Here is an 8,647-nt window from a genome sequence, read left to right as displayed (position 1 = left end):
GTGAGCGGGTACAGGCGGGTGCCGGACCCGCCGGCGAGGATGATGCCTTTCATTGTGCTATTCCTTTCTAAGTTGAGTAATTGAGTATCTATTCCAGACCAGCCGCGCTATGCATCCGTTCATTTCCCTCGCGTAAGCACTCGCTTGGTCAAGGCAAGCATGTCTCGCGCCGAATGCCTGTTCAGTACCAAATAAGCTGCGTAAAGCGCCAAATACCCCAGGACGGCAACAAGCGCGGGCGCACAAAGCGCTAGCGCCACAAACGCAGCGGTGAGCACGACCTCTTCGATGGGAGCGGGTGTTGTGGAAACCCCAATTTTCGCGTTCAAATGCCGTTCCGACCAAAGGGAACGGCAAACGATGCATGCGACGGTGCCAAGCAAGACGGCATCGAGCGATCCGATCACGTAAACGCCAATGGTGCAAAGCGCTATGCTGCCCGCTAGCGTGCAAAGGTTCACCTTGAGGAGCGTCCGTTCCTCCCTCAGCACCTTAAAATACGTGGTGCAGCACAGGTTCATCTTCGTATCGAACACGCAGACGGGCAACAGAATCGCGAAATAGTGCATGGTGTCGGCGTATTGCGGAAGCCAGAGGGACAGCACCCATGCCATCGGGAAATACAGGAGGTAGACCACAGGAAACGTCACCTCCATCATGTCGCGAACGAAGCGGTAGAAAGCTCTTCGTTCTCCCTCGGTGCCCTGCCTAAGCGCCGGGAACAGTACCATGCTCGCCTGCGACACAAAGGTTATGAAGAAGTTCACCATCGAGAGCCAGAACGACACGCGCCCGAAGGCCTCAATTCCCCAGGCGTTGTCTACCAGCGCGCGCGCAACACCCAGGACGAGCATCGAGGCCACGTTCGATATCATAAGTGCGAAGCCGACCTTCATGCTCGAAAGGCTCAGCCTGGCGGCCTCCGTCAAGGGCAGTGCCCTGGCCGCGAAGAAATCACGGGAGCGAACGATGCAATAGGTCAGCGAACAGGCTTTCGAAATTAAAAAGGCGAAAACATAGGGCTCGAAATCAGGGACACGAATAAATACCATCACGAGGATGATGGCCAGAAACACCAGGCGGTCGATCATGGTGGAATACGAGAAGAGCTTGGTCTCGTTCATCGACTGGAAGATATAGCCAAGGAATCCGGCAAGGTTACAGAGCACGGTGTAGAGGGCGAACGCCAGTAGGACGAACGAGCGCTGCGCCTCGGGCGCCCAAACAACGGCAATGATGGCGATGACGGCGGCCACGACGAGCTGGAATGCCATGCCGAAGCGGAACTGCGAGTTCACAGCTCGCTTGTCTATCTCGCCTCTCGTGTTACCGCCCTCGATGAGGTAGATACCGTCGTTGAGACCGAGCATGAAGAAGCCAGAGTAGCTCGCGTAAAAAATAAACAGCTGCCAATAGCCGTACGTCTCGACGCCGAGCACCTTCGGCACGAGCAGTGACATAGCGACGCTCGCCAAGAACGAGATGCCCTGGGCCGCGAACGCGACAATCATGTTGCCCGCCAGAGACCTATAGTTCATGCCTGTCCCCTGGCTCATCTAGCAGCTCCCCAATGGAGCGCTCGTCCAGCGGACGATAGAGCTGTTCGATATGCGTCTCCATGAAACGCCTGTCCACCTTCGAGTAGTCGAGCGCGAGGAGCCGGTCGATGACGTCCTGGCTGAAGCGTTTCTTGATGGGTTTTGCCGGCACACCCCCAACGATCGTGTAAGGCTCCACGTCCTTGGTGACGACAGCTCCTGCTGCGACGACCCCCCCCCCGGCCTATATGGACGCCGTCCAAGATGGTCGCGCCGTAGCCAATCCAAACGTCTTCTTCGACGACGATACCGCCGTCCCCGCATGCCTCATCGTAAGTCTCTCCCAAGACAAAGCGGCGCAGAGGAAACGTCGTGAAATGATCGATGGGATGGTTGTTGTGAATTACGAAAGTCACATTTGGCGCAATCGAGCATAATTCGCCTAAGGCGAGCTTGGGCTGCTTGGACGCCGTAAGAACGTTGATTTCCCCGTAGGAGTAATCGCCAATTGTGACATTGTCGAGCCCAATTGCCCAACGCCCGAGTTGTGTTCTGTTGTGCCTATTGGCTTTGGCCCACTTCAAAGAAGCGGATACATGCCTAATTTTCGTTCGGATTTCTAACATATGAAGCCCTAAGTTTTATTAAACCAATATTGAATTGTTGGTAAGGAGCGGAACCAACACCGTGTTAAGGTTCATGCTCATCAAGACCAACAATGTGACGCCCATGAGGGCAATGCCCAAAAGACAAGCAACGCCAAACAAGTCAGCCTGCTCTTTTCGGATGTTGCTACCCCCGGCGCAGCCAACCGAGTTGACCGCAACAAGGTAATAAATTAAAAATTGCGAAGTCTCTATGCGGTAGATGTCGGATGCAACGCCAACGAGGGGAATCAATGCGAGACAAAACAGGTTCGCATTTAGAATCACCCGGACGGCATCCGAATCTCCCCTGGTCTTTTTCAAATAGAGGCCAAACGCCATCCAAGCAAGAGAAGGAACAGCCAAACGAATAACATTGGCAAATCCAGAGCCGTCAACGCCGCCACCCATATTTAGTCGTGCGGAGACGCCCAGAAGAGTGACGATTTGAGTCAGCAAACTGGTTCGTGTCACCACAATCAGGCCGAGAAAAACAAGAAGGCACAACTTTCGAGCGTCACGATGCGATAGCTCTTTGGCAAAGAGCAGCAATGCAAAGAAGAGAACAGCCGCATGGAAGCTGAAACCAATTAAACATGCAAAAAAGAAAACAGCCGCTTTTTTCTTTAGACCACCTTTGGCCTTTGATACATAGAGATATCCAATCAGAACAAATGAGATGGCCAGTGAAAACCTAAGCTGCACTGCATCCATGCAAAAAGGGAAAATCGAATACAGAGCCAAAAACAAACCAGGCCTCTTCGTCAAATTCCAGCCGCATAGACCAATAGAGACTAGATAGAAAGTTCCGACGAGCAGCTTCAACTGAAATAGCGTCGCGCCGCAATCCGATAAGAACCTGATTAACAGACTGTAACCAATTCCCTTGTCCTGCGCTAAAGTCGGGTTCATCAAATGCAGGTTGTAGTTGAAATCGTCAGCCAGTCCATTGCTGAAAACGAATACAAACCAAAGAAAAATCAAAAGGGCGAGGAAGGGCACTTTGCTCTTCTGGAACACCAATGCCGTTAAATCAAGAACAAGGAGGCCAGCAACAAGAATCATTTTGAAGATACTCCCGTTCTCGGCGTTCCTATACGGCTCTGGAAGCCATCGACAATTCCATGCATAAGCCTCGATATCTTTGAAGCCTTATTGTCTTCTAGCAAAAGAGCCTTGAAGAATTCCTGCGATATTTCTCGCACGCATTCTGCGCTGCTAATTTCACCCTTCTTCGCCAATAGAATCTTGTTTCTGGCTATGTAGTACTTGCGAAAACTGCTGTGGTTGGTGATGTGAATTACCTTGCCGAGAATCCGGACGCACCGCATGTCTCCAAGTTCATGGGACAGCGAAGTCGCAGGGTCAATGACCACGCGATAGCCGGCTCTACGAAGTCGAATGCAGAAATCGCGATCAACACTGTCGATGAACAATGTCTCGTCGAAACCGCCAATCTTCCTCCATGCGTCAAGGCTCGTCAACGACGCGCTAGTTATCGTCCATTCGACCTCGTAGGGCCCATCTTGCGGCAATTCGTAATATTCCTCGTTGCCCGCGTAAGAAATCCAAGGTGCCGCAATCCCAACATCTTTGGTCAAATGCGCCGCCAGCTTCTCCACTAAGCCATCTTCACATACCGAGTCCTGGTCGAGCGTCAATACGGCGGTGCAGCGCTTCTCGTCTGCGGCAGCACATCCCATGTTGAGGGCGGCAGCAATGCCTTTGTTCTCCCCCAGGGGAACGAAAATGACATTGTCATATTCACGACAGAGCGCTTCCACCCCGCCCGCTTCGTTTGAGCCGTTGTCCACGACAAAAACGTGTTCCACCTGCTCGGATACAGCGGACAGACATTCCGAAAAGCGCGCAAGTTCAGGATTGTAGGCAACGATGCAGGCCGCAATGTCCCTCATCAACGCCTCCTTAGGGCAACAATGAGGTTTACAAGGCTAATTTTATCGTTGGCCATCGGCCCCTTCTTAATCAATTGCGCTATTAGCGGAAGCGGCTTTCGCTCCTCCATGGATTTGATGGCAACTTCGCGTGCCGCAATCTCCTCATCGAGTCGGTCGAGCGTACCGGAATCCAGCTCGTTGGCGCAGTACTTTCTACACGCCTCGATATGCTTGAGCTGATGCTTTCTGCCTTTAATGTGCTGCTCGGGGTTTGTCAGTCTCGACTTCAGAGAATAGGTGGGCGCGGATGCGTTGCTCCTGTGAACCCTGTGCAGGACAAGTGCCTCTCCGCCGACGCGGTAGAATCCGCCCTTGGCCGCCGCGAAGAGCCCGAGCGGCGAATCGTACACGAGGTCCTCGCGTACGATGATTGGAGTCATCTCATCCATAAAGGAGCGCTTCACGCCAAGCGACAGGCCGCTACTGAGCATAGATGAGACCTGCTGGCCGAAGTCAACCTTCCATACCCCCTCCTTCGTGCGCCTGAGCGAGGTCTGAAATGTGTTGTCAGATCTGTCGTCCTGGTCGATGATCGTCGTATCGCACGACACGACGAGCGCGTCCTCGTGCCTCTCGAACACGGCCATCATCTCGGAAATCTTGCCATCCGCCCAAACGTCGTCTTGGTCGGAGAAGAAGATGACGTCACCCGTCGCGAGCGAGCACCCCTTGAGGTAGTTGCCAACGAACCCGAGGTTCTTCTCGTTGCGATAGATCCTCCATGTGTCCTTCAGGCCATGCTCATTAATGTACGCATCGATGTATTCCGGCGTGCCGTCGCTCGAACAGTCGTCGACGATCACCACCTCGTCGGCCTGTCGCCTCTGCGAAACAATCGATTCAAGCTGCTCCCGAAGGAACTGTCTGCCGTTGTACGTCGCCATGACGATGGTGGCCGTCATTCCCCCGTGGCTGACGCCATCCATATTAGCCATCACCAGCCCCGAACTTCTGTGGTGCGCCGCTGCAAGATCAAGAAATCGCTGAGAAACTCGCCTTTCACAATGCTCCCCGCCGCGACCACCGAGTTCGCCTCGATTTTCGTTCCTCGAAGGATTATCGTTCCCGCGCCTATCCAACAGTTCTCTCCAATCTCCACCGAAAACCATTCGAAGACGCCCTCTTTGAGGACGCCTTCCTGAAGGTATAGTCGTGGTCATAAACGAGGACGTTTGGTTCGAAGTCTGTACCTGCGCCGATAGTTACCACGTCATGACAGATGACCATGTCGTCGTAGTTGATGCGGAAGTTGCCGTCGTTTGTAACGTTCGAGCCTTTTCTCTCCTTAATCTTGCTTCCGCTGTGGATTCGGACGGTGCGCCCGATATTGACTTTCGATCCCTCGTTGAAGTTGCAAACCTCATTGGGTGAAATCCTTTGGATCGCGCCTTTGAGGAGAAGGCTTCCCATCAGCCCGATTTTCCAAACGGCTATCCTTAAAAATGTCCATGTAGCGCTGATAACGTTGTTCACCGCCCCCCTCAACGGCGCGCCTCCTTCGCTTCTTCTGCAACCGCCATTTCCTTCAGGTAACGCTCGACAATTATCTGCCTGTCGAACTCCCTCTCGACCTTTCTCCTGCCGTTCAGGCCCATCTCCCTTTTCTCGGCATAGGGCAGGGCAAGAAAATTCTCGATTTTTGAGATAAGGTCTTCCGCGTCTCTTTGCTTTACGACGAAGCCATTGACCCCGTCATCTACGACCTCCCTGCACCCAGGCCGGTTCGTCGTAATGATCGGTCTGCCGCAGGCGCAGCTCTCCAGCAGGACATTCGACATACCCTCCGGATAGAAAGTGGGATGCACCGTGCAGCTTGACAGGGCATGCATCTCTCGCACGTCTTTGACGCTTCCGTGGTAGATGACGACGCCGTCCTTCTCGCAAGCCTCGAGGGAACCTCTGTATTCGTCCTCACAGCTGCCGCAGACATGAAACTCTGTATTTGGGTGCCTTCCTCGAATCTGCCTAGCAGCTTCGAGGAATTCTTCGATGCCTTTTTCACGCATTACTCGAGCGAAGAAAAAGAAACGAATAACCCCATCGTCTTTTGGATAGTCCAAAAGACGAAATCGCTGAAGATTAACTCCGGAGCCAGGCAACAGATCGCAACGATTCCCTACGATCCCCCTGGATAGCATAAAATCCCTGTTCGCCTCGTTTTGGAAAAAAACGACCTGAGCCCTCTTCAGCCCTAGCTTATAAAGCCCGAGTGTTAACTTCTGAAGCGGTCCATCATTCTCGACCGCAGTACCCAATCCAGTAATATTAACAAGGTAGGGAATACCGAACTTACCGCAGAGAATGCCACCATACACGTTTGGTTTAATTGTATATGTAAACACAATGTCGGGTTGGATTCTTTTGAGCAGCTTTCGATAAAAAAGAATCAGTTGGACATCGTCCACCGGATTCGTGCCACGCCGAATTAGAAAAGGGTTATCAATGAATGAGGCCCCGAGTTTTTCAATCTCAGGAACCAGCTCGCCGCTTGGTATGCAGAAAATAACCTCATGCCCAGCTTTAACGAGTTCCGCGATCAGTTCACCCCTAAAATGAAGCAGGCCTCCATCATTATTGGCAAGGATCAGCACCTTCATCGAGTCTCAACCTTTCCATCTGATGGCGTACCTGTGAAAGCTTCCATAGTCGCCGAGGTGCCACTGCTAATTCCACTTCGGCTGAAAAGTACCTTGAACGTCGTTAAGAACACTTTTAGGTCCATAGTGAAGGTGCAATTGCGAGCGTATTCAACATCGTAGGCGAATTTTTGTTCCCAACAGATAGCGTTGCGCCCGTTCACCTGCGCCCATCCCGTCATGCCAGGCCGCACATCGTGGCGGTGACGCTGCTCCTCGTTGTAGAGGGGCAGGTACTTTACCAGAAGCGGCCTAGGTCCTATCAGACTCATGTCGCCCTTCAAGATGTTGAACACTTCAGGCAGCTCGTCCAGACTTGTGGAGCGCAGAGATCGGCCAAATTTAGTCAGTCGCACCTCGTCGGGCAGCAGTTCGCCGCTCTCATCACACTCGTCGGTCATTGTGCGGAACTTGTACATCTTGAAGATGTGTTCACCTTTGCCAGGGCGCTCCTGAGTGAACAGCACGGGGGTGCCCAGCTTGACCCTAACCAAGATGGCCAGGATAGCGTACAACCACCAGAACAGCAGGATGAATGCAAAAGCGATGATAAAATCGAGCACTCGCTTCACGCAGCGCTCGTAAAAGTTAGCTTTGTGGACGGCTTGCGCCATTACGCGAAGCACCCCTTGATGACCTCGATGATGCGGTCCTGCTGCTCAGGCGTCATCTTATTGTCAGAGGGCAGACATAAACCACGATGGAAAATATCCGCTCCAATATCCAGGGGAAGTCCATCTGCACCCGTAGCGCCGCCAGAAATGTAAGCGTTAGTTTTAGCTCGACCATTGCCCTCACGCGTCACAAAAGCATTCATGCGATAAATAGGCTGCATGTGCATGGGCTTCCAAATGGGGCGGCCCTCGGCATTGATGGCGGCAATGGCCTCAAGGATTTCGGTGGGGCAGCTTTTTCCGGGCTCACTTACGTAAAGAGCCTCACTTTCGCCACGAACCTGCTTACACATCGCGTTGGCATCAATCAGCATGCAGGAAAGCCAAAAATTCGGCTCGCAAACGCTGGGATTATAGGGGTTCATACTTACCGGCAGACCCTTGAAGCCCTCTTTGTAACGCATGTAAATAGCCTTCTTTTGGGCAATATGCTCCTCCAGATACGGAATCTGGCCACGCACGACACCGGCAATTACATTGCTCATGCGATAGTTGTAGCCAAGCTCCTCATGCTGGTACCAGGGAGCGGCTTCGCGCGACTGGGTCGACCATTTGCGAGTTTTATCGGCTGCCTCTTTGCTATCAGTTAAAAGCATGCCACCAGCGGAACCGGTAATGATCTTATTGCCGTTAAAGCTAATGGCGCTGATGTCACCAAACGTACCAGTCTGACGACCCTTATACGTGGCGCCAAGTGACTCAGCAGCATCCTCAACAAGGACAGCCCCGTGCGCATCGCAAATTGAACGAAGCTCTCCGACTTTGCCAGGCGTTCCGTAAAGATGCGCCGCCACAACGACCTTTGCAGTCGGATGCAGTTCGAAAGCCTTTTCAAGAGCGACTGGATCCATATTCCAAGTGTCACGCTCGGTATCGATAAATACAGGAACACCGCCTTCGTAAACAACTGGGTTCACCGTAGCGTCGAACGTCATATCGCTGCAAAGGACCTCATCACCGGGCTTAATTCCAGCAAGCTTCATGGCAAGATGCAGCGCAGAAGTACCGCAAGAAAGGGCAACGGCATAGCCGCAACCAATCTTTTCGGCCATCTGGCGTTCGATTTCGTTGATATTCTCCCCTACCGTCGACATCCAGTTGGTCTCATATGCCTCGGTAATGTATTTGAGCTCATCGCCGTGCATGGTCGGCGAGCTAAGCCAAACCTTATTCTCAAAGGGCTTGATATCCATCGTG

At 52.7% G+C, this 8,647-nt stretch carries 11 protein-coding genes; all 11 read right to left on the bottom strand.

Annotated elements, in window-relative coordinates; genetic code table 11:
* Nucleotides 1-53 (bottom strand): sugar phosphate nucleotidyltransferase (locus tag DWZ22_RS10685; protein ID WP_199583465.1); only part of this gene is annotated, 53 nt, incomplete at its 3' end.
* A gap of 66 nt (nt 54-119) precedes the next feature.
* Entirely contained in the window at nt 120-1,556 is a 1,437-nt protein-coding gene (locus tag DWZ22_RS06865) for a lipopolysaccharide biosynthesis protein (protein WP_118405767.1), read from the bottom strand.
* Nucleotides 1,528-1,737: a hypothetical protein gene (locus tag DWZ22_RS10680; RefSeq protein WP_233546469.1), complete on the bottom strand. Its 210-nt coding sequence runs from the start codon at nt 1,735-1,737 to the stop codon at nt 1,528-1,530. Before DWZ22_RS10680 ends, DWZ22_RS06865 begins: the two co-directional genes overlap by 29 nt.
* A gap of 445 nt (nt 1,738-2,182) precedes the next feature.
* Nucleotides 2,183-3,247, bottom strand: a complete 1,065-nt coding sequence (locus tag DWZ22_RS06855; RefSeq protein ID WP_118405765.1) for an EpsG family protein — start codon at nt 3,245-3,247, stop codon at nt 2,183-2,185.
* Nucleotides 3,244-4,098, bottom strand: a complete 855-nt coding sequence (locus DWZ22_RS06850) for a glycosyltransferase family 2 protein (protein ID WP_118405764.1) — start codon at nt 4,096-4,098, stop codon at nt 3,244-3,246. Before DWZ22_RS06850 ends, DWZ22_RS06855 begins: the two co-directional genes overlap by 4 nt.
* Complete coding sequence (locus tag DWZ22_RS10230; RefSeq protein WP_158573310.1) at nt 4,098-5,075, bottom strand: glycosyltransferase; 978 nt, start codon at nt 5,073-5,075, stop codon at nt 4,098-4,100. The genes DWZ22_RS06850 and DWZ22_RS10230 overlap by 1 nt, the downstream gene beginning before the upstream one ends.
* On the bottom strand, nt 5,075-5,239 hold the full coding sequence (locus DWZ22_RS10675; RefSeq protein WP_118405771.1) for a DapH/DapD/GlmU-related protein: 165 nt from the start codon (nt 5,237-5,239) through the stop codon (nt 5,075-5,077). Before DWZ22_RS10675 ends, DWZ22_RS10230 begins: the two co-directional genes overlap by 1 nt.
* Entirely contained in the window at nt 5,212-5,613 is a 402-nt protein-coding gene (locus DWZ22_RS06840; RefSeq protein ID WP_147352277.1) for a hypothetical protein, read from the bottom strand. The genes DWZ22_RS10675 and DWZ22_RS06840 overlap by 28 nt, the downstream gene beginning before the upstream one ends.
* A gap of 8 nt (nt 5,614-5,621) precedes the next feature.
* Nucleotides 5,622-6,737: a glycosyltransferase family 4 protein gene (locus DWZ22_RS06835; RefSeq protein ID WP_118405762.1), complete on the bottom strand. Its 1,116-nt coding sequence runs from the start codon at nt 6,735-6,737 to the stop codon at nt 5,622-5,624.
* The gene (locus DWZ22_RS06830; protein ID WP_118405761.1) at nt 6,734-7,390 is read right to left on the bottom strand and encodes a sugar transferase; all 657 of its coding nucleotides are present in this window, start codon (nt 7,388-7,390) and stop codon (nt 6,734-6,736) included. Before DWZ22_RS06830 ends, DWZ22_RS06835 begins: the two co-directional genes overlap by 4 nt.
* The gene (locus DWZ22_RS06825; RefSeq protein WP_118405760.1) at nt 7,390-8,643 is read right to left on the bottom strand and encodes a DegT/DnrJ/EryC1/StrS aminotransferase family protein; all 1,254 of its coding nucleotides are present in this window, start codon (nt 8,641-8,643) and stop codon (nt 7,390-7,392) included. Before DWZ22_RS06825 ends, DWZ22_RS06830 begins: the two co-directional genes overlap by 1 nt.
* Nucleotides 8,644-8,647 lie beyond the last annotated feature (4 nt).

This window comes from Collinsella sp. AF31-11, assembly GCF_003475605.1.
Lineage (GTDB): Bacteria > Actinomycetota > Coriobacteriia > Coriobacteriales > Coriobacteriaceae > Collinsella.
This window is presented reverse-complemented; position numbering and strand designations above follow the sequence as displayed.

What these genes read in the sequence shown, in the direction of transcription:
- DWZ22_RS06865 (WP_118405767.1), bottom strand. Translation starts at nt 1,556, where the DNA reads ATGAGCCAGGGGACAGGCATGAACTATAGGTCTCTGGCGGGCAACATG.
- DWZ22_RS06855 (WP_118405765.1), bottom strand. Translation starts at nt 3,247, where the DNA reads ATGATTCTTGTTGCTGGCCTCCTTGTTCTTGATTTAACGGCATTGGTG.
- DWZ22_RS06850 (WP_118405764.1), bottom strand. Translation starts at nt 4,098, where the DNA reads ATGAGGGACATTGCGGCCTGCATCGTTGCCTACAATCCTGAACTTGCG.
- DWZ22_RS10230 (WP_158573310.1), bottom strand. Translation starts at nt 5,075, where the DNA reads ATGGCTAATATGGATGGCGTCAGCCACGGGGGAATGACGGCCACCATC.
- DWZ22_RS06835 (WP_118405762.1), bottom strand. Translation starts at nt 6,737, where the DNA reads ATGAAGGTGCTGATCCTTGCCAATAATGATGGAGGCCTGCTTCATTTT.
- DWZ22_RS06830 (WP_118405761.1), bottom strand. Translation starts at nt 7,390, where the DNA reads ATGGCGCAAGCCGTCCACAAAGCTAACTTTTACGAGCGCTGCGTGAAG.
- DWZ22_RS06825 (WP_118405760.1), bottom strand. Translation starts at nt 8,643, where the DNA reads ATGGATATCAAGCCCTTTGAGAATAAGGTTTGGCTTAGCTCGCCGACC.